This window comes from Ruegeria sp. YTSC230 (assembly GCF_059609665.1).
Map to the genome: position 1 here is coordinate 20,232 of NZ_JBXWMC010000008.1, position 17,948 is coordinate 38,179.

17 protein-coding genes are annotated in these 17,948 nt (G+C 56.0%); 9 read left to right on the forward strand and 8 right to left on the reverse strand.

All coding sequences use genetic code 11. The features are described 5' to 3' along the window. Nucleotides 1-58: 58 nt before the first annotated feature. Nucleotides 59-1,048 (reverse strand): TRAP transporter substrate-binding protein, encoded by a 990-nt coding sequence (locus tag AC2FD9_RS16175; RefSeq protein WP_496837836.1) that lies wholly within the window; start codon nucleotides 1,046-1,048, stop codon nucleotides 59-61. Nucleotides 1,049-1,162: 114 nt separating this feature from the next. Further along, nucleotides 1,163-1,756, reverse strand: coding sequence for a TetR/AcrR family transcriptional regulator (locus tag AC2FD9_RS16180; protein ID WP_496699879.1), 594 nt, complete (start codon nucleotides 1,754-1,756; stop codon nucleotides 1,163-1,165). Between the two features lie 113 nt (nucleotides 1,757-1,869). Between AC2FD9_RS16180 and AC2FD9_RS16185 the strand changes: the two genes are divergently transcribed. Then, the gene (locus AC2FD9_RS16185) at nucleotides 1,870-2,571 is read left to right on the forward strand and encodes a PspA/IM30 family protein (protein WP_496758227.1); all 702 of its coding nucleotides are present in this window, start codon (nucleotides 1,870-1,872) and stop codon (nucleotides 2,569-2,571) included. 47 nt (nucleotides 2,572-2,618) lie between these two features. Further along, nucleotides 2,619-2,909 carry a YiaA/YiaB family inner membrane protein gene (locus AC2FD9_RS16190; protein ID WP_037308881.1) on the forward strand — a complete coding sequence of 97 codons (291 nt, stop codon included), beginning with the start codon at nucleotides 2,619-2,621 and terminating at the stop codon, nucleotides 2,907-2,909. Here AC2FD9_RS16190 and AC2FD9_RS16195 read toward each other — a convergent pair. The 6 genes from AC2FD9_RS16195 to AC2FD9_RS16220 all read right to left on the reverse strand — a co-directional run bounded on the left by AC2FD9_RS16195 (nucleotide 2,906) and on the right by AC2FD9_RS16220 (nucleotide 8,462). After that, a complete protein-coding gene (locus AC2FD9_RS16195) occupies nucleotides 2,906-3,880 on the reverse strand; it encodes a hypothetical protein (protein ID WP_496837839.1) in 975 nt (324 codons plus the stop codon). The two genes, AC2FD9_RS16190 and AC2FD9_RS16195, sit on opposite strands and share 4 nt — an antisense overlap. Further along, a complete protein-coding gene (locus AC2FD9_RS16200) occupies nucleotides 3,880-4,986 on the reverse strand; it encodes a hypothetical protein (protein WP_496837841.1) in 1,107 nt (368 codons plus the stop codon). Before AC2FD9_RS16200 ends, AC2FD9_RS16195 begins: the two co-directional genes overlap by 1 nt. Continuing rightward, on the reverse strand, nucleotides 4,983-6,167 hold the full coding sequence (locus AC2FD9_RS16205) for a hypothetical protein (protein WP_496837842.1): 1,185 nt from the start codon (nucleotides 6,165-6,167) through the stop codon (nucleotides 4,983-4,985). The genes AC2FD9_RS16200 and AC2FD9_RS16205 overlap by 4 nt, the downstream gene beginning before the upstream one ends. Continuing rightward, a complete protein-coding gene (locus tag AC2FD9_RS16210) occupies nucleotides 6,164-7,039 on the reverse strand; it encodes a ThiF family adenylyltransferase (RefSeq protein WP_496837844.1) in 876 nt (291 codons plus the stop codon). Before AC2FD9_RS16210 ends, AC2FD9_RS16205 begins: the two co-directional genes overlap by 4 nt. After that, the gene (locus AC2FD9_RS16215) at nucleotides 7,036-7,959 is read right to left on the reverse strand and encodes a hypothetical protein (RefSeq protein WP_496837846.1); all 924 of its coding nucleotides are present in this window, start codon (nucleotides 7,957-7,959) and stop codon (nucleotides 7,036-7,038) included. The genes AC2FD9_RS16210 and AC2FD9_RS16215 overlap by 4 nt, the downstream gene beginning before the upstream one ends. Before the next feature lie 326 nt (nucleotides 7,960-8,285). Continuing rightward, entirely contained in the window at nucleotides 8,286-8,462 is a 177-nt protein-coding gene (locus AC2FD9_RS16220) for a hypothetical protein (protein ID WP_282152763.1), read from the reverse strand. 479 nt (nucleotides 8,463-8,941) lie between these two features. Between AC2FD9_RS16220 and AC2FD9_RS16225 the strand changes: the two genes are divergently transcribed. The 7 genes from AC2FD9_RS16225 to AC2FD9_RS16255 all read left to right on the forward strand — a co-directional run bounded on the left by AC2FD9_RS16225 (nucleotide 8,942) and on the right by AC2FD9_RS16255 (nucleotide 17,561). After that, nucleotides 8,942-9,505 (forward strand): GbsR/MarR family transcriptional regulator, encoded by a 564-nt coding sequence (locus AC2FD9_RS16225; RefSeq protein ID WP_496837848.1) that lies wholly within the window; start codon nucleotides 8,942-8,944, stop codon nucleotides 9,503-9,505. A 40-nt stretch (nucleotides 9,506-9,545) separates the two neighbouring features. Further along, nucleotides 9,546-10,247: a DUF4166 domain-containing protein gene (locus AC2FD9_RS16230; RefSeq protein ID WP_496837850.1), complete on the forward strand. Its 702-nt coding sequence runs from the start codon at nucleotides 9,546-9,548 to the stop codon at nucleotides 10,245-10,247. Further along, nucleotides 10,244-11,416 carry a saccharopine dehydrogenase family protein gene (locus AC2FD9_RS16235; RefSeq protein ID WP_496837852.1) on the forward strand — a complete coding sequence of 391 codons (1,173 nt, stop codon included), beginning with the start codon at nucleotides 10,244-10,246 and terminating at the stop codon, nucleotides 11,414-11,416. Before AC2FD9_RS16230 ends, AC2FD9_RS16235 begins: the two co-directional genes overlap by 4 nt. 222 nt (nucleotides 11,417-11,638) lie before the next feature. Further along, a complete protein-coding gene (gene xrtT / locus AC2FD9_RS16240) occupies nucleotides 11,639-13,093 on the forward strand; it encodes an exosortase T (RefSeq protein ID WP_496837854.1) in 1,455 nt (484 codons plus the stop codon). Beyond that, nucleotides 13,090-15,174, forward strand: coding sequence for a VIT and vWA domain-containing protein (locus tag AC2FD9_RS16245; RefSeq protein WP_496837856.1), 2,085 nt, complete (start codon nucleotides 13,090-13,092; stop codon nucleotides 15,172-15,174). The genes xrtT and AC2FD9_RS16245 overlap by 4 nt, the downstream gene beginning before the upstream one ends. Before the next feature lie 153 nt (nucleotides 15,175-15,327). Next, nucleotides 15,328-16,011 (forward strand): response regulator transcription factor, encoded by a 684-nt coding sequence (locus AC2FD9_RS16250; protein WP_108861842.1) that lies wholly within the window; start codon nucleotides 15,328-15,330, stop codon nucleotides 16,009-16,011. Then, complete coding sequence (locus tag AC2FD9_RS16255; protein ID WP_282171026.1) at nucleotides 16,005-17,561, forward strand: ATP-binding protein; 1,557 nt, start codon at nucleotides 16,005-16,007, stop codon at nucleotides 17,559-17,561. The genes AC2FD9_RS16250 and AC2FD9_RS16255 overlap by 7 nt, the downstream gene beginning before the upstream one ends. Nucleotides 17,562-17,948: the final 387 nt, after the last annotated feature.

The following is a 17,948-nucleotide window of genomic DNA, read 5'->3' on the forward strand; positions in this document are numbered from 1 at the left end:
AAGAGAAGAAGCAACCGAACCAGAGGTGTCCGCTTGCTTTGACAATATGAAGAAGGGATTACATTCCGGACACGGCTGAAATCACTTCGGCGGCTGTATCGCCCGCGTCATCGACGAAACGCTGAGAAACGCTCGAGGTCGCCTCAATCCATTGCTGACGCTCTTCATCGGTCAGGTCGACCACGGTCATCAGGCCGCGCATTTCGTCGATCGTTGCATCTTCTTCTGCGTAGATCGCGTCACGTAATTGCTGTTCGACCTCAGCGGCGGCGTCCAGAATGATCTGCTGATGCTCAGGCGAAAGGCTTTCGAAAAAGTCGTTGTTCATGACGGCGACAAATTCGATGGCACTGTCATATGACAATGTCATGTGATCCATCACTTCGTGCAGTTTTCGCGACTTCACGGCAGACGCACCTGTCATGCCCACATCTACAGCACCCTGCTGATAGGCCAAAAACTGTTTTGACCCCGACATCAGCGTGGGTGCGCCACCAAGCGCCTCGACGGTCCAACCAATCACCTTGCCGTAGGTCCGGACTTTTTGGTCCTTGAGGTCGGCGGGCGTTCGGATGGCAGACCCGTTCGACAAATAGACGTTACGCCCAAACGCCTGCCACCAAAGAACCTTGGCCCCCGTTTCCTCAAGCACAGCGGCATCCAGTATGTTGCGCATCGGTGATCCGGTGGCAACGGCCGCCCGCAGATGGTCTTCGTCACGGAAAAAGAAGGGCAGGTTCACAACGTCTACTGCCGGGACCGCCCCAGTAAATCGGCCAAGAAACGCCGAACCGGCGTCGACAGCGCCTGTACCCACTGCTTCTGGAACCTCCTTATCTTTGTAAAGCTGCGCTGACGGGAACAACTGAACTGTTAGCTCACCGCCGGACTTCTCTTCAACGATATCCTTGAACGCGATCCAGTTCTGTCCAAGCGAATGAGTCTCTGGCAACTGTAACGTGACTCGGATGATTGTTTCGGCCTGCACCATGATCGGAGCCGACGCGATGAGCGTTACAGCCAACGCCGCCTTAAACATGTTACGCATGATTCCTCCGTCGAATATTCGGATTTTCCGCTTTCTTAACTTGTTTGGCAGCGTCGCAATGCGATGGCATTAATGTCAATTCCATATGCATCCAAATTCGGGAAATCAAAAAATCTACCCTAGCTGATACCCTTGCAGATATTGGGACATGAACTCGGACAATTCAGCTTGTACCGCATCCGGGTCCAACGCGACGAACCGACCTTCCAGCGATAGCTTTACTATGCCGTGCACGGCGGAAAACACAGTTCGTGCACGCGAAGCCAAGGTGTCGTCGTCCAACTGAGGGTTCAATTGCGATAACGGAGCGATGATCTCGGCGATGAGCACCGCGTGTTCCTCAAGGTGCCATTGCGGGACCGGTACGCCCGGCTGCATCCGGTGATCGAATAAAGCGGCCCATAGGTTTGGGTTCTCGGTACCGAAATCCAGGTAAGCCAACGCAAGTGCAAGCAGCTTTTCCTTGGGCGTCTCCTGCGATGCCGGGGCGTTTTGTAGTGAGACGTGCAAACGCGCCAGTGTGCGCGAGTTCACCGCCAGTATCAGAAGGTCCAGATCTTCAAACGCATTATATAGACTGCCCAGCGCACACCCGGCATCTTTTGTGATGTCACGTGCGCGCAGCGCGGCCAAACCTTGCGATTCAATACGCTTTTCCGCAGCATCCAAGATCTTTTTCTTCAGAATTTCTCTTTTACTTTCTGCCACTTAATCCTCGCAAGCTCAGAATTTATGAACAATGTTCATTTTTATTGTTGAACGATGTTCAGAATCATCGCATAGTCACCCCATGAACAACGTTCATAAACGAGGAGCCAAAGATGTTCAAACAGTTTGCCACTTTGTTAAGAGGCCGTGCCTTTGAGGCGGCAACCGTTGTTACGGATCGTCACGCTCTGCCCATTTTACGTCAGCAAATCCGGGATTGCGCCCATGCCATTCAGGTGTCGCGCAAGGCGGTTGCCGTCGCAATGGCGCAGAACGAACAAGAGATCAAACAGCACAAAAGGTTGACCCAACAGATCGCAGACCTTGAAACGCGCACGCTGGATGCCTTGCAACAAGACCGCGAGGATCTGGCCCGGGACGCAGCCGAGACAATCGCCCATCTTGAAGCAGAGCGTGACGTGTCAACGCAGGCGCAAGCCCGGTTTGAAACCGAGATCAGCCGCCTACGCACTGTCCTGCGCGAGGCCGAAACCCGGCTAAGGCAGTTACAGCGCGGTCAGCGCCTTGCCACGGCCACGGACAAGACGCAGCGCCTTCAGCAAGTCGCGCCCGACAGTGGGTTGTCCACACTCCGCGAGGCAGAAGACACCTTGCAGCGCTTGCAAGAGCGTCAAAGCGAGATGGACGCGACCGCGCGCGCCATGACCGAGCTGGAAGCAACGGGTTCGGCCGAGCACATTCGCGACAAGTTGGCCGAAGCAGGGTGCGGCAAGCCCTTGCGTTCAAACGCTGACGACGTTCTCGATCGCCTGAAAAAGAAAACGCAGAAGTCCAACAAATCGAAATCGAACTGACGCCCAAACCGATTTGAACCAACAGAGAAACTGAAAGGAATTGATCCATGAATACCGAAGAAAACCTGAACCTGCCGCAATCCAATGCCTGGAACATGTTCACCATTGTTTCGTTTATTGTCGCGGCAGCGATGATGGCCGGCGGCATCTACTTCCTGGAAGCCAGCTTTGCGGCAAAAGGGTTCTACTCCATGTCCGCGTTGATGTTGGTACATACCACCGTTTCAATCACAAAAACTCTGCGCGACCGTGAGGAATCGCAACGTCTGCACAATCGAATCGAAGACGCAAAGACCGAAAAGCTGCTGAAAGAGGTGGGCGAGAACATCGCCGCCTAAACGATAACTTCGCGCACCGACAGGCGCGTTCGACTGGGGGTGGCACCGTTGGCGACCCCCAGTCTCAACGCGTTAAACAGAACCCTGTCGGCTGGTATGGCAAAACGATGCGAAACAGCGGCGCGCGTAAGTGGGTCATCCGCCAAAGCCGCGGCGGGCCAACCCGCCAACCCACGGGCTGCAGCTTGCAACCAGGACCGATAGAACGCCCGGCCAGCGGCGACCATTGACCCATTTTCAGGCCAGTGAAACAGTGCGATTGCACCTGCCCCACGGCAGCGCGCAGCCTCGCCCGACAGGTGCGGGCCAAGGCCCAGAAACGATAACAAATCATAAAGCCTGCCACCTAGAATGGTTGGTGCAATCCTTGCAGTAGCCGCATCCATAGCAAGTACCTCTCGGTTCAGACCGTCGGTGTGGTAGTTGGGATCGCCCTCGCGCAAGCGCATCCAGTACAGCAACTCGGAACGAAAGTCCCTGGACCGCATAACACGGGCCGAGGCGATGTCGATTTGCCCGGCAAGCCATTCGATCTGGGACGCATCCTGGACCAATGTCATGTGGTCGGCCCGCCAATTCCGGAAGGCTTCTTGCGGTGCAGGTATAAAACCTGCTCGATGCGTCAGACGTTTTGAAACCTCCTTGGCCAGCACAACATCACCGGTATCGGCAGTTGTCTTGGGGACAATGCGGGCAATTTTGCGTAATCCCGCCTCGACCGGCGCTTCCGACAAGGTTACGTCGGCACCAAATCCGCGCGCCGCCAGGGCCAACACCGTGCCCTCGACCGCCGCGCCACAGGAAACGTACAGATCACGATTGTCCGGGTCACCGACAGGCAGGCGCCGCGACAGATCGACATGGACCTCGATACACGCGCCATCCAGCCGCCATCGCGCTGGCTGCGTGTTATGCGCCGAAGGGGCAAGCATCGCCTGCGCAACAATTGCTTCAAATTCTGCGCGATCCACTACATCAGCTCCTTGGAAAACAGGTGCAATCTGTGCAGCGGCAAGGCACCCGCCTTTTCGGTTTGGCGTAAACTGGCCGCATTTTCGTCGGCAATCCACGTGCCACCAACCGTTTTGTATCCGGCGGCCATCATGTCCCGTGTCATCTCGCTCAGCATCAGTGGATTGACCGAACGTCCCTGAAACTCGGGCATTACGCCCTGAAAGATGACCACTGCGCGGTCACGGCGGGCCTTGTACTTAAGGTAGTGATACGGCAGCGACAGGCGCAACCGCGATCCGATCCGCCGGAGCAACGGGTTGAGGTCGGGAATGGCAATCACCGCGCCCGCAGGTTGACCACGATAATGCACAACCTTTGAAATCCGCGGGTCCATGATCCACTTCATGTCTTTGGCCTGAAAGTGGAACTCTTCCGCCGTCACCGGAACAAACATTGAGTTGTCTTTGAAGCTACGGTTCAGAATGCCACGGGCGTCTTCAAGTCGTTCGGCGATGGTCGCACGGGTGACAGGCGCGAAAGAGAACCCTTGCTCTAACAATTGCGCGCGCTGCTCGTCGGGCAAAACCAGCGGGGCTGGGTTTGAGTCCAGACGCCGCTCGAACGTCGTCATTGGAAAGTGCGACTGATATCCATTCGCCTCAAGCAGCCCTGGCAGGTGTGCAGGCCCCCAGATCTGATCGGTGAAAGGGGCCCGGATAAAACCATCCGTCATGATCCCGGCCTGCTGCATCGCGGTCAGGTTGAAATTGCCGGTCAACCGGGTCATGCCTTTCGCGCGGGACCAGCTTTCCGCCGCCTGCAGCAATTGCGCAGCGGCCTCGGGATCATTTGCGCAATCGAAAAAGCCAAAGCATCCTCGCGCCTCATGATGCAGGTCGTTCGATCCCCGATGTAGATGGGCCGTGATGCGACCCACAGGCTTGCCTTGGCGTTTCACCGAGAAATAGGTGAAATCCGATGCATCGGAAAACAACGGATTCTTGATCGACAGGAAACGTTTCAGATCTGCCTTCATCGGCGACACATACGGAGTGCCGGCACCATAGGCGTGAAACGGGGCCGCGAAGAAACTTGCAAAATCCCTTTCGAGCAGCTCAATCATACTGCCCCCTCATGTACCAAGACGCGCGCCATGCGCTGTACGGCGCGCAAGGCTGCACCGGTACTGTCCAGAGTCGCGATTTCAGGGCTGTTGAGCATGACCACCCGCATTGGGGTGCCGGACAGGAACACCGCATGGGTCGCATCAAAACGGGCGAACAGCCAATTGACCTGTTCGTCATCCGTTGCCCCCAATTGTTGCACGGGTGTTGTGGTGAAGCTGGCGCGCAAATCATCAAGATTCATGTCCATCAAATCTGCTTCTTGCACCAGTATCACGTCCGGAGATCCGGCAGCACGGCGCAGCAAAGTCAGGCTGGCTTGTGGTCCCTGCCCTTTGACATCCGCAATCTCGCGCAGAGCGATCATCTGGCGATCCTCAATCCGCAAGGCAATCGCTGCCTGCCAAATTGCCAATAGCATGAGCGTGGACAAAGTGATCGCCATTACCTGCACGCCAGACCGCATATCCACCGGCACGATCGCCGAAAAGATCAGCGGTAGCAGAACGGCCATGACAATAACGATGCCGAAACCTCTCAGCGTATCCCACGGCCGCAATCCGGAACGGTTCATCCCGATCGACAACCAGCACAGTCCCAGCACGGCCACGCCACCCAGTCTGACCGGCAGGTCAAGCGTTGTCCCGCGCATGAAATCTGTTGCCAGAAACGGCAGGATCAGCAGAAAGGACAGGCTTATCCAATTGATGGTTCTGTTTTCCGCCGGTGACAGGCTGTCTTTGTCACGCCGCAATACAAACAGAGCTACGCCGCCCAAACCGAACAGTTGAAACAGCAGCAGGCCGGCCAGCCGGGTGATCTCGATACTGCTGAACTGGAAAAGACCCAACAGCCCGAAAATCACGCCCCCCCAAGCACAGAATTGTTTCAGCACCGGCGGCGCGTGGCGGCGCGAAAGCCCTTCGGACAGAACAAGTGCAGCCAAAGGAATCAGTGCCGCGCAGATATTTGTGACCGCCGAAAACAGCCAGCCCCAGCCGCCCCAGTGACCAATCCGCGCCAGCATCAGAACAACCAGAACCCACAAGCAGAATTGAAACCGTTTGGCGATTTCCGGCCTCTGCACCAGATCCTGAAGATGCAGCAACACAGTTGCCGCACCCAGCGCCGCACAGAGCGAAACCCAGGCATCCGCCAGAAAAGCCGCAGTATCCATCATGACGCCAGCAACCTGTTCATCTGCCGTCGAACCAGCGGACGCATCAGCGCGGCAAGAAAGCGCGGTAAAGGCCGCTCAACCTTGCCTGTGTGTGGGTTCAGAAACCAACCGCGATAATCCGCGCCGTGCGGGCGGCCCAGAACAGACTGAAGCGCCTCTCCTCCCATCAATGTCCCCGCCATGATGACCATCGGCGCAAAGGACATGCGGCTGCGGGTTCCAGCAATCACCTCACCTGCCAGAGCCAGATCAACGTGATGCCGGGATGAGGAATGGGTCAGCACATATTCGGCCTCAGCTTTGGCCGCCGCATCCCGCAACTCGGGGGTCAGCGCGTTCCAGCTGGTGCCGCGTGTGGTGTAGCCCAGACGCTCCTCGGGCATGGGGTCGTCGGGGGTTGTGACATAGACTGACGGCAACGGGGACGCATAGGCATCGATCACCGCGCGCCCTTTGGCCCGCGCCGTGCGATATAACAGCAAGCTGGCACCAAGATCGTCGGTGCCATTGATCACGACATCCGCGCTTTGAACCAGACGATCCACATGGTCGGACCATTCCGCACCAAGCACCTCAATCTCAGCTTCGGGATTGATTTGAAGACACTGATCCCGGGTTGCCTGCGCTTTGTCCTGATCGACTGTCTTCAGCGTTGCAAACAGTTGTCGGTTCAGGTTGGACACTTCGAACGCATCCAAATCGGCCAGGATCAACCGGCCCACCCCGGCGCGGATCAGGGTCATGATCGCGCTGCCTCCCATTCCTCCGGTGCCGCAGACGAACACACAGGCGTTGCGCAGGTGTGATTGTTCATCCCCGGACACAAAACCGAGGTTGCGGGTGGTGAAGTCCTGATAGGTAAATTCCGTCATTTATTCTGCTCTCGTGGCCTAAGGATGCCAAATTCGTGCCGCGTGTCTGCCCATTGCCAAAGCGGCATCGCCAGTCGCTGCAAAACCGCGGCTATGACAGCAAGGGCAAGTGCAACAACGGATCCGCGCGGAACTTCGCGCCCGACATAAGACAGGGCGGTTGGCATATCCATTTGCCCCAATTGCAGGATGTCATCACCCCGATCATAGTCGAGCTGGTTCTCGCAGAACGCATTGACGACCTGATCCCGATGTTTCGGCGCATCCTCGAAGGTTTTCTTCAGATAATCCGACCCGCCAGTATAGGCGTTGGTGATCACAAAGCGGTCTTCGTCAAACCCTGCATCAGGTCCGACGCCGAAAACATGGCGGTGATCCTTGATGATACTTCGCGCCAAATGCAGATGCAGAAGACTGCGTCGGTTCTGCGGCCCTGTCTGCGCCGTGGGAAACACACGGGCAAAGCCCTGACCAACCAGCCCCACAACTGCAGGGACTTGTGTCACATTCGAAACCCAAAGCGGGCGCATACCATTTCGAAACAAGAGCAGCACACAGGTCAACCCATAGAGAACCCAGCTGAAGCCCTGGTTGCGAAGATCTGGATCAACCATGACCAATCCCAGATGCAACACCTGTTCGGACCGGTGCCCGAGATCGACATCCATCAGGGCCAAGGCATTGAAGGCAACAGGCGTATCATCATCCCGGCGCGAAATCAGAGTGATCACCGAATGCTCAAGCCGGTCGCGATCCCCAGCGAAGACGCCATACGCCAGTTCCCCGGCAGGCAGCGTTTTCGACGCCACGCTCCGCAGATCCGCGACCAGGTTGTCCAGCTCCTCGCTCGGCATCCAAAGGCCGGGGCGTTCGACAATGCGTACGTGGTATCCACCCGGAATACCCAGACGAATATCCATGTAACGCTGCGAAGCCGCGTTAATTATGGCACTTATCAAATTCCGTTCCCGTTAATGTCTGCTCAACTCTGGATCCGAACTATGTTTCGGTAAAGCCAACGTTTGAAATCAACTTTGCCTGCAGTCGCATCGCTTCGTCATCAACCGGTTTTTTTCTTTTCGGCGCAAGTCCTGAATTCCGCCAGCGTCCAACCAACTTCTCTTTCCGCCGTCAGCAAGGTGGTCGACATATCCGCCGCTTGTACCCCAGGATAGCAAAGGAAGTCGGCGGGGATATTTCTGCCAAAGCCGAACGCCCGAATGTCACTTTTATTGTCGGGTCGCGCTCAAACCTCGCTACCCTGACAAAGTACAATTTGAGCATTGGGTGCTCCTTGAACCGGATAAAAAATTTCCCGGCTGTATCCCATTGCTTCATAGGTCTGCGAAACACTGCTAACCTGCCCGACCAATTCCAGCAACCCGAGTTTCGGATCGATGGTCTTTTCCGGAATGCTTGTCATTGATCGCCTCGCCTTGCTTGCGCACCAGAAGGGCGAAAATGTCAGATCAAGTTGTTTGCCTTGCACCCAAGACTACTGTCGGCTGGCTGTTTTGAAACGCGTCAAATCTTGCACAGATTGCGTGTCACCCGCGGGCGTTCCAAGCCGGTCGATCTGATCAGGCGAGCGTTCCGGTGCATCCACATGTTATTCTTTTGCGCGCCTGACCCTATCATTCAAGATCACTTGATAAAGCTCTTCGACGCCCATGTCGGTTGCTTTCCGTGTCATTTCTTGTTGATGGCTGCGATACATATTCCTGAGATTTACCGGCGCAGATTTTAACGCTGAACGGCTGCATGAATGCTATGAGGAGAAATCTCCTTAAATCAGTTGTTCGATCGCCTTTGGACATTGGGCCGTCGCGTCAGCACGAAATTAGGTGTCATTGAATCAACAAAGGTCTTGATTTTCGCACCATCTTATCTGATATTTCTGTCATGACAGAAATTTATGACATAACGAAATCAGACGCTGCAAGCCATTTCATTCTTTATTGGGGTGATATGGGCAATCAATGGGGCGTCAATCGCTCTGTGGCGCAGATTCACGCGCTGCTTTACCTTAGCTCCAAACCCCTTAATGCCGAGCAGATCGCCGAGTCGTTGGGTATTGCGCGATCCAACGTGTCCAACTCGCTCAAAGAATTGGTGAGCTGGCGCCTCATTCGCCGCATTCCGGTGCCAGGCGACCGACGCGAGCATTATGAGGCCGAAGTGGATGTCTGGGAAATGGGGATCCGCATCGCCCAAGGGCGCAAGGAACGCGAGATTGATCCGGCGACTCAAGCCCTGCGCTCTTGCGTGGCCCAGGCTGAAACCGAAAGCAGTCTTGACCCAACCGCGTTGCGGCGCATGCAGGACATGCAAGAGTTTCTGGCAACCGCCGATACGTGGTTCAGCGACATGCTTACGGTGCCCCGTCCGAAACTAGTGATGTTGATGAAAATGGGAACCAAAGTCGTTTCCCTGCTCAGCTTCACCGGAGGCAAAAAAAGCAGCTAAAAATTTGCCCCGTAATTTCTCTTTTGACGGAAAAAACAGAATGATCGAAATTAGCAAAAAGATAGCGCCGCCAGGCCCGAAGCCGGCTCAACCGCAATCCGATGCGGTCAGCAGTCTGGATGATCGGTTCAAGAACTTACTGGGGGCTTCGGCATGGTCTCGCCTGCCCAAAGCGATTCAGCGCCGGTTCAGCAAGCGTCTGCTGGGGGATGCCAGCCTTGCCTATCAGGGCCGCGTGACCCAAATGCGGATGAACCCCGTCGGGCGCGCGCTGGCCTTTGCCCTGCGCGTGATCGGGGCACCGCTGCCGTTTGATCGCACCTCTGTCGGTCGATCCGCCGTGGTCACCGTCACCGAAGATGCGGCAACGGACGGGCAGTTTTGGATCCGGCAATATGGTCGGGCGGCCGGGTTTCCACAGATGGTCGGCAGTTCAAAACGCTTTGCCGGGCCAACCGGATTGGAAGAATATATCGGCTTTGGGATCGGCATCTCGCTAAAGCTCGAAAGTACAGCGAACGGTCTCTATTTCGTCAGCGACCGGTACTTCCTGAAACTGGGGCAAAACCGACTGCCTCTGCCACGGTGGGTCTGTCCTGGGGGGCTTGTGGTCGGCCACGAAGAACTCGGGGGTGGGCAGTTCCGGTTCACTCTGGAACTGGTGCATCCGCTTTTTGGTCAGCTGATCTGGCAGGACGCAACCTTTCATGATGCTGAGGTTATCGGGAGTGTCCCGTCATGAAGGTCGTGATTATCGGCGGATACGGTGTTTTCGGATCCCTGACTGCCCGATTGCTGGCACGTGATGGGCATCAGCTTTGGCTGGCCGGGCGACGCCCTGAAAAGGGTCGCGCTCTGGCTCAGGAACTCGGGGCGCAAACCCTGAAATTGAACATTGGCAAAGCACCAGAAGCTGTTTTCGACGTTAAGCCAGACGTTGTGATTGATGCGGCAGGACCGTTCCAACACTATGGTGATGATCCGTATAAAGTCCCGAAACTCTGTATCGCTCATGGCTGCCACTATCTTGATCTGTCTGACAGCGCCAAGTTCACGAAGGGTATTGGTGCTTTGAACACCGAAGCAACAACCGCAGGTGTTTTTGCCCTTTCCGGTGCGTCCAGCGTACCCGGTCTGTCTTCCTGTATCGTCGAAGACTTGATCGAAGATCTGGATGAAGTTGATGTTATCGACATCGCAATCCTGCCAGGTAACCGGGCACCGCGAGGCATGTCCGTTATCAAGAGTATTGTCAGCGGTGTCGGACGGCGGCATCAGGTGTGGCGCAATGGTGCCTGGGAAACAACTAGCGGATGGACGGATCGCAAGTTGTATGAGTTGGAACCGGGTATGAGGCGCGCCGGATACAGCGTCGACGTTCCCGACATCGCACTGCTGCCGGAAAAGACAGGCGCGAAGAGCGTCATGTTTCGTGCAGGTCTGGAACTTCCGTTGATGAACTGGGCATTACATCTGCTGGCTAAACTCAGGCAGTACGGGCACTTTGAATTACCGGCCATTGCCTATTCTGCGCTCTACGTTCTTTCAAAAGCGCTTTATGCCTTCGGAAGTGACCGAGGCGGTATGCAGGTAAGTGTTTCCGGCAAGCGCGCCGGGCAGAGCCTGACCCGAAAATGGAAGCTGATCGCGGAAAAGGGGCACGGTCCTTTTGTTCCCGGTGTCATGTGCCGCGCGATCCTGCGAGAACATGACAACGTGAATGCTGGTGCGCGACCCTGCCTGGCAGAGCTGACAAGGCCCCTGGTTGAAGGCGCAATGGCGGATCTGGAAATTCGTACTGAGATCGTCGACTTGAAGGATCATGGCACAACTGACCCAAGAGGCGACGTGCAAAAGAGCAAACGCTCAGGCAATTCGGACAGGCAGCGCCTAAACACAGCAGCACCTTGAAAGAACCTGAACTCGAATCAAAAACGGCAAATAGTGGCGTTTTGCGATACGCCATACAGTTCACTTAATTCAAGATTTGACGCATTGGCTAATAGGCTGGTCCGCAACCTTGTATTTCAGCCTAGATAACAATCGCGGCAAGGACCTCAGCTAAGAGGACCTCATCAAAATCTGCACATCTTGGGCAGGGGAACTGCGCATTCACCCGTCACTTCTGGCGGCATGAAACACTTGACCGCAGATACGCTGGCATGGGGCGCCTTCGCGATTGCCTCTGCAATTCTGGCCGCGCAACCTTTGCAATGGCTTGTTCGAAGCTGGCTTAGCCCGGCTTATGGGTCTTTTGGGTATGTCTATGTCCTACTGATTTTGGGCCTGGCCGGGATGAGCTTGCTGAGCGGCCGCCGGAAAGAGGCAGGCTCTGACGTTCCAGCGATTGCCTTGTTGCTCTTGGCAGCTTTGATCCGGTTTCTGGGGCAGGTTTTGGCGATCAACATTCTCAGCGCTCTTGCGCTTGCTTTGGATGTTTTTGCGCTGGTCGGGTTGCTGCAGCTGAATCGGCGCCCTTTTGCGCTGTCGCCGTTTTGGATGGCTACGCTGTTCTTGTTTTCCTTACCGACCGAAATGGTCTTGCAGCGCACACTTGGGTTCCCGTTGCAGATGGTTTCCGCGGAACTGTCCTGCCACATGCTCAGCGCACTGTTCTCGAATGTTGTCTGCGACGGCGTACGCATCACCTTGGAACAGAGAGACATTCTGGTGGATTTGCCATGTTCCGGAGCCTCGGGGCTTTTGCTGTCGCTGGCCTTCGTGGTTACGCAAAACGCAGTTATGCGCCCGCGATGGCATGTCGGTGGCCTTAGCCTGTTGGCCGTGATCGGATGCGCCACCTTGGGCAATAGCCTGCGCATTTCGCTGCTGGCGATTGGGCTTGCACGTGGTCTGGATGTTATGGCCGAGCCTTGGCACAGCCTTATCGGGCTGGTGACCCTTAGCCTGACAGTTGCGCCTTTTGCCTTGTTTTATCGGCCCCGCAGCAGAAACACGCACAAAAGCCGCGCACATCCCAAGCAGTTCATTCTGCCCAAACCCATCAGGGCACTGGCAGGGTTTGCATGCCTGATCGGCAGCATTGCGATCGTGTCTCTCAAGGCAAACCCAGTGGATGTTTCAGGCAGTGTCGTAACCCCGAATCTGCCCGCACAAATCCAAGGATATCTGGGGCAGAAAGTGCCCCTGACACAGATGGAAGCTTATTATTTCGAAGCCTATGGCGGACACGCGCAAAAGGCTCAATTCGGTCCACTGGGGCTGAATGTGGTCAGCACGCGCGCGCCGCTGCGACATCTGCACGCCCCTGAAATCTGCCTGCGGGGTCTTGGCTACAAGGTTCGGTTTCTGGGCACACGCTATGACGGCGTGCCCAGCGCCTACTACCGTGCCACCGGCCCGGACGGGGACCAATGGCTGGTTGCGGTCAGCTACGTCGCACAAAACGGGCAAGTCACACCCAGCGTGGGCGAAGCGATCTGGCGCTGGCTGAACGGGTCCGGCGGCACCTGGAGCAGCGTGCAAAGGATCACCCCATGGGCCTTGGGCACGAGCTTGCGCGCCCAACTCGACGCTGCTGCGATTGCAGCGCTCGACATTCACACCATCAAAGGAACGGACATATGATACGGTATTTTGCTTTTATTTTTCTGCTATTCCCCGCGGCTGCGTACACCCAGCCGAAAGACGACATCGCGGGTCGATTGATCGGCAGCGGAGTGGCTGGTCCATTGGATCTGCCCTTGCTGAAATCGGACCTTTCCGTTGATATTCAGGGCGATATGGCAACCGTTCAGGTGCGGCAGGTGTTCATAAACCCTTCGGACGATCCGATGTCGGCGGAGTATCTGTTCCCCCTCAACCAAAAAGCCGCCGTCTACGCGATGCAGATGCAGGTGGGCGACGAAGTGATTGAGGCGCAGATCCAACAAAAGCACGAGGCCGAACAAACCTTTGAGACAGCAAAGCAAGAGGGCAAAGCCGCTGCTCTTTTGACCCAGCATCGTCCCAACATGTTCACGCAGAACGTCGCCAATCTGATGCCGGGGCAGCCGATTACCGTGACGCTGAGTTATGTGCAGGCCGTCCCTAAGATAGACGAAGCTTATGAGCTGGTACTCCCTCTGATCGTCGGGCCGCGATATCAAGGGGCGGTGAATTTTGACCAAACGTCTCAGGGCGTTGAGTTGGCCGATTTCCATAGTGAAGAACAGGTCACTTCTACCGTAACCGAAGTCGATGGCTGGACGGTTTCCGAGCTACCGCAATACCCTCTGGTTCCGCGCCTGACGAACCCCGATACAATTGAACCCGCGCGGGTCTCGCTGAACCTCAATCTGCGCGGTGCAGTTCCCGTTTCCAATCTGACAAGCGCCACGCATGATCTACAAGTCCAGGAGTCGGAGGGGGTAATCAGCGCCTCTTTTAAGCACGGGCGGGTGATCGACAACCGCGATCTTGTTCTGCGCTACACACTTGGTGGTGATGAGACGACAGCCGGAGTGCTGGCCCACCATGATGACCGGGGTGGCTTTGTATCGGTGCTGGTTGAGCCGCCAAAAATCCCGCAGTCGGATCAGATATCTGAACGAGAGCTGGTCTTTGTGCTGGACACCTCGGGATCTATGGGCGGCGCGCCTTTGGATGCCAGCAAGCGGTTTATGGAGGCCGCGTTGAAAGGCCTGCGCCCCGAGGATTATTTCCGCGTGATCCGGTTTTCCTCGAGCGCGTCCGAGTTCGCGTCCCAAGCCGTTCCTGCCACACGCGGTAACATCCAGTCCGGTTTGCGCTACGTGCACAGTCTGCGCGCCGGGGGTGGTACAGAAATCGACAACGCAATCCGTCATGCCTTTGCAACGCGGCAACCTGCCGACACTTTGCGCATCGTCGTCTTCCTTAGCGATGGGTATATTGGGCAGGAATCCCGCGTGTTGCGCACAATCCGGCAACAGATCGGCGATGCGCGTATCTATGCCTTTGGCGTGGGTACTGCAGTAAATCGCTATCTGTTGGACGCGATGGCCGAAGAAGGGCGCGGTTATGCCCGCTACGTTGATCCGACCCAGCACGCCTCGGATGTCGCAGACACACTGGCCCGGGATCTGAAATCGCCGGTGCTGACGGATGTATCCATTGATTGGGGCGGGTTGAATGTCACCGAAGTGGTGCCACAACATATTCCCGACCTGTTCGATGGCGGCTCAATTCGGGTTTTGGCTCGGTACGAAGGTGGCGGGCCTGCGGACATCACGATCAATGGCCTGGTGCAAGGTAGAAAAGCACAGATGCCACTCTCGACAGTCCTGCCAACAGAATCCGGTCCAGAAAGTGATACGCATCAGGGCACTGCGATCCCACTGACCTGGGCACGTTCCAAAATCGCGGATCTTGACCGCGCCATGGCGGTGCAGGCTGGCGATTCCAGAAAGATTGAAGCGCAAATCACCGATCTTGGGCTGAAATTCAACCTTCAGACGCAGTTCACCTCTTTTGTTGCGGTTTCAAAAATGGTCGTAAACCCCGACGACGCGCCAGCAGATGCCAAGCCGGTGGCCTTGCCGCAGGTGGCGAGCGTTGGCCCAGCAGCATATCCCAAAACAGCGTTCAGCGGGTCTTCGACACCCGAGCCGCAAACGATTTTCGGACTGATAATGCTGATGGCTTTGGGCGCGCTGCGCCTGAGCCGAGGCCAGAGGGTTTCGGCATGAGAGCGTTACCCTACAAACTGCGCACCGATGCCTGGTGGCTGGGGGATGATTTCACCTGGCGCAGACAACAGGTGCAAGCTCCACTTGACCCGGACAATGGCAGTATGATCTCTGATCGTGACTTCGGTAATATTTCGACGGCGGACGCATACAGTGAACAACATCCTGATCGTAGATGATGATGCCCGTATTCGCGATGTCGTACGCTTTGCGCTGGAAGAATCCGGCTTTCGAACAACCGAAGCATCCACTGGTCAGGACGCATTGGAGGTTTTTAGCAATACCCCGGCCGATCTGGTCGTGCTGGATATCGGAATGCCCGAAATGGATGGGTTGGAGGCCTGCCGGGAATTGCGCAAAAGCTCAACCGTGCCGATCCTGTTTCTGACGGCACGAGATGATGAGATTGACCGCATTCTGGGGTTTCAGCTTGGTGGCGATGACTATGTCACCAAACCCTTCAGTCCGCGTGAACTGGTGCTGCGGATCAAGGCCATCCTTGCCCGCTCGGCCGACATTAAATCGCCGGACGACGTGACGGTCTTTCAGGATCTGCAACTGGATCATAGCGCGCATCGCTGCACCCTTGCCGAGGCCGAGGTCCAGCTGACCGGGATCGAATTCGCGGTCCTGTCGATCCTGGCCAAAACACCAAGCCGCGTCTATGCGCGCGCGCACTTGATCGAGCTGGTTTACGGCCACAACACCTATCTGTCTGGTCGCACGGTGGATAGCCATATCCGTAATATCCGTCAGAAGGCGCGCACTTTGGGATATCCAGATTTGATTCAAACCGTGCACGGGGTTGGGGTGAAGCTGGGCGTTTGCCAGTGCTGACCGTAACGCAAAAATGGCGACCGCCGCTTGCGCTGGTGATTTCGCTGGTCTGCATCGCCCTTGTGACCCTTCCGATCATTGGTGTTTTGGGTGCCCGCCTGTCCAGCAACCAGTTCGCACGCGAAACCGAACGCAGTCTTTTGTCTCAGGCCGTTATCTTTGGCGAAATCTATGCCACGGCCTTTTCTGAGATCCAGGCCGCACCCGATGTCGGCCACAGTTTGTCCACTGAGCAGATGGAACGCCTTACTCAGGACTTTCATCCCATCCCAGCCAGTTTGGATCTGTTTCGCGGTCAGGTCTCGCCGCCGCGCCCCGACCCGGTTTCAAGTGATGAACCGCTGGACGCGCCGTATTCGGAGATCTCTCAATCACTGTCACAGCTGGCGAGGTCGGCTAAGAAAACCACTCTGTCGGGGTATGTTTTCATGGATCACTCTGGGCGGATCATCGCCAGCAGTGGATCAGCCAGCGGGTCTTTTCTGCATGTACCCGAAGTGTCGCAAGCGTTGGAGGGTGAAACCGTTTCATTGCTGCGACAGCGCGATGACACGTCCAATCGGCACCTGCTGAACTCGATCAGTCGCGATACCTCATACCGCGTGTTTGTCGCCCACCCGGTGGTGTTGAATGACAGGGTCATCGGGGCCGTATACCTGTCGCGCACGCCAATGGACCTTCGGAAATTCCTGTTTCAGGAACGGTTCACGCTTGGCTCTGTCGTGGTGTTCATGCTGGTGTCTGCAGCTGTGGTCGGTTGGATGATGTGGCGGCTGATCTCGAAGCCAATTCGCGATCTCAGCTGTCAAAGCCAGGATGTCGCCAGCGGATTGAAACCGATCCCCGATCCCGTGCAGCACTATGGCGTGAAGGAACTGGCGGAACTGGGTAACAACGTCGTTTCGATGGCTGCAACCTTGTCAGAGCGGTCGACTGCGATCGAGACTTACACGAGCCACGTAACACATGAGTTGAAATCGCCGGTCACGGCAATTTTGGGTGCGGCAGAGCTGTTGTCTGATGGGCCGTCAGCGGTATCCGGTGATCGCAACCAGAAACTGGTTCATAACATTCAGCAAGAAGGTCTGCGTATGAACGCCTTGCTGAGCCGCCTTCGCGAACTGGCACGGGCCAGTATTCGAACTGACCCTACCCCAACGTCACTGGCGGATATGGTCCAGGCGGCGTCAGCCGCGTTTTCAGAAAAGGTTGTCGAGTTGCAGGCGCCGCCAGAAACGTACCTGCCTTTGTCCAAAGATCAGGGCCATATCGTTCTGCATCACCTTCTTCAAAACGCGTTTCAACACGGCGCAACACGTGTCGACATAAGTTTTGACGCGGCTTCAAACAGCCTGATCGTTTCCGACAATGGTGCGGGCATTTGCCCGCGAAACAGTGCACGCATCACAGAACCATTCTTCACAACCAGACGGGACCAAGGCGGCACTGGTTTGGGCCTATCCATTGTTACCGCTGTTTTGAAACAGGCAGGTGTAGCGATTGAAACAATGACCCCAAAGCAAGGCGCCAGTTTTCGGATCAAGTTTTGAACCTTTGCTGGAAATAGTTCGCCGAATAACTTTGAGACACTTGAAAGAAATACGTCGTTATTCGTTTCACCTACACTTGGCAAAAGCGGTGCTACTTCATGCATCTCCACATCATTAAGCGACTACGAACCAGTTGGAGGGGCTTTGAGATCAAGACCAACAGCCACATTCAACACAATAGTGAACTTAAGAGCGGTGGGAAGTGAGCCCTACAGAAAGATGCTTGACGGCTCTTCTTATGTCCGCTTCTTCGGAAAGTGGTATTTTATCTAGCGGTGACATATATCGCGAGTCTTGGAATTCCGTCAAATTCTCCTAAACAAACGGTTGGGGTCGTTCGCGAACGTTTAAGGGCGTCGCGAACGATTATGGGTGATCCTACAAAAT

Bases quoted from the DNA above. Each gene is read 5' to 3' on its own strand.
- AC2FD9_RS16175 (WP_496837836.1), bottom strand. From the start codon at position 1,048: ATGCGTAACATGTTTAAGGCGGCGTTGGCTGTAACGCTCATCGCGTCG.
- AC2FD9_RS16185 (WP_496758227.1), top strand. From the start codon at position 1,870: ATGTTCAAACAGTTTGCCACTTTGTTAAGAGGCCGTGCCTTTGAGGCG.
- AC2FD9_RS16190 (WP_037308881.1), top strand. From the start codon at position 2,619: ATGAATACCGAAGAAAACCTGAACCTGCCGCAATCCAATGCCTGGAAC.
- AC2FD9_RS16200 (WP_496837841.1), bottom strand. From the start codon at position 4,986: ATGATTGAGCTGCTCGAAAGGGATTTTGCAAGTTTCTTCGCGGCCCCG.
- AC2FD9_RS16205 (WP_496837842.1), bottom strand. From the start codon at position 6,167: ATGATGGATACTGCGGCTTTTCTGGCGGATGCCTGGGTTTCGCTCTGT.
- AC2FD9_RS16210 (WP_496837844.1), bottom strand. From the start codon at position 7,039: ATGACGGAATTTACCTATCAGGACTTCACCACCCGCAACCTCGGTTTT.
- AC2FD9_RS16215 (WP_496837846.1), bottom strand. From the start codon at position 7,959: ATGGATATTCGTCTGGGTATTCCGGGTGGATACCACGTACGCATTGTC.
- AC2FD9_RS16220 (WP_282152763.1), bottom strand. From the start codon at position 8,462: ATGACAAGCATTCCGGAAAAGACCATCGATCCGAAACTCGGGTTGCTG.
- AC2FD9_RS16225 (WP_496837848.1), top strand. From the start codon at position 8,942: ATGACAGAAATTTATGACATAACGAAATCAGACGCTGCAAGCCATTTC.
- AC2FD9_RS16230 (WP_496837850.1), top strand. From the start codon at position 9,546: ATGATCGAAATTAGCAAAAAGATAGCGCCGCCAGGCCCGAAGCCGGCT.
- AC2FD9_RS16235 (WP_496837852.1), top strand. From the start codon at position 10,244: ATGAAGGTCGTGATTATCGGCGGATACGGTGTTTTCGGATCCCTGACT.
- xrtT (WP_496837854.1), top strand. From the start codon at position 11,639: ATGAAACACTTGACCGCAGATACGCTGGCATGGGGCGCCTTCGCGATT.
- AC2FD9_RS16245 (WP_496837856.1), top strand. From the start codon at position 13,090: ATGATACGGTATTTTGCTTTTATTTTTCTGCTATTCCCCGCGGCTGCG.